Source organism: Serratia sp. HMSC15F11 (assembly GCF_001808215.1).
Lineage (GTDB): Bacteria > Pseudomonadota > Gammaproteobacteria > Enterobacterales > Enterobacteriaceae > Serratia > Serratia nevei.
In genome coordinates this window covers 1-1,442 of sequence record NZ_KV792433.1, presented here as the reverse complement: position 1 = coordinate 1,442, position 1,442 = coordinate 1, and the positions used below count along the sequence as shown (strand labels likewise).

At 53.1% G+C, this 1,442-nt stretch carries 1 protein-coding gene; it reads left to right on the top strand.

What is annotated here, in order from left to right; genetic code table 11:
* Positions 1-51: 51 nt before the first annotated feature.
* Positions 52-1,409 (top strand): IS3 family transposase gene (locus tag HMPREF3138_RS26230; RefSeq protein WP_139145131.1). Its coding sequence is split into 2 segments (ribosomal slippage): positions 52-531 and positions 534-1,409, totalling 1,356 coding nucleotides; the frame shifts between segments, so codons are not numbered across the junction.
* Positions 1,410-1,442: the final 33 nt, after the last annotated feature.

The window sequence follows — 1,442 nt, the reverse complement described above, 5'->3', positions numbered from 1 at the left end:
TGAACTGCACCCCAAATGTTGGACACATCTGACATTTGGAGGTGCAGCTTTATGAAGTATTCACTGCAAGACAAACTCAATGCCGTCCGATATTACCTTGCCGGGCTTGGCAGCCAACGGCAGACTGCCAGGAAGTTCTCCGTCGCTCATGTCCAGTTGCGGCGCTGGATTGCCGCTTATCAGCATCATGGCAAATCGGGGCTGCAACCCGGACGTCGTCGGCGCTACACGCCAGCGTTCAAACTCGCTGCCGTCGAGTTTGCCCGTTCAAATCCACTGTCCTTAGCGGACGTTGCCGCCAGATTCGACATTCCTTCATACACGACGCTGGAACACTGGGTTAAGCTTTATCAGGAGAATGGGGCCGAAGCCCTCAACCTGGATAAGCGTGGTCACCGTATGTCTCGACATCCCAAAACCCCCTATGCCGATAAATCGCCCGATGAACTGACGCCGGAAGAGATGCGGGAGGAAATCGCGTTCCTGCGTGCACAGAATGACTACATAAAAAAGTTGAGAGCCTTGATGCAGGAGAACGATGCCAGAGCGCGTCGGAAAGGGCAAAAATCGTCACGGCATTGAGGCAGAAACACGGACTGGGCCTGTTAGTGCAGGTCAGCGCCTTGCCCCGCAGCACCTATTATTATTGCTGCAAAAACAGCAAGAGGCCGGACAAATATCGGGAGACGAAACAGCGGGTGGAGACCATCTTCCACGCCCATAAAGGCCGTTACGGCTATCGCCGCGTGGCCTGTGTTCTGCGGAAGGAAGGGCATCGGTTAAATCATAAAACCGTCCGGAAGCTGATGACGGCACTGCAGTTGAAGTCACCGGTACGCAGCAAGAAGTACCGGTCTTATAAGGGGGATGTCGGTAAGGTTGCGCCCAATCTCCTGCAACGCGACTTTATCGCCCAGTGTCCGAATCAAAAATGGGTAACGGATGTGACGGAGTTCCAGGTGGGGGAAAATAAGTTGTATCTGTCAGCGGTTCTTGACTTGTACAACGGTGAAATCATCGCGTATGAACTGGCGCGCAGGGCGGAGTTCAGGCTGGTAAAATCGATGCTAGACAAGGCACTGAGCACACTGAAACCAGGCGAGCAGCCAGTATTGCACAGCGACCAGGGCTGGCATTACCGGATGGAGGCTTACCAGCATCAGTTACGGGAGCATGGAATAGAGCAGAGCATGTCTCGCAAAGGGAACTGCCTGGACAATGCGGTGATGGAGAACTTCTTCGGCCATCTGAAAGCGGAGCTTTATTACTTACAACGCTTTGATAACGTTGAGCACCTGGCAAAAGAAATAGAGCACTACATTGATTACTACAACCACGACCGCCTCAGAGAGAAGCTAAAAGGCCTGAGTCCGGTAGAGTATCGAACTCAGGCCATGAAGGCCGCCTGAATTTACATCGTCCAACTTATGGGGCGCAGTTCA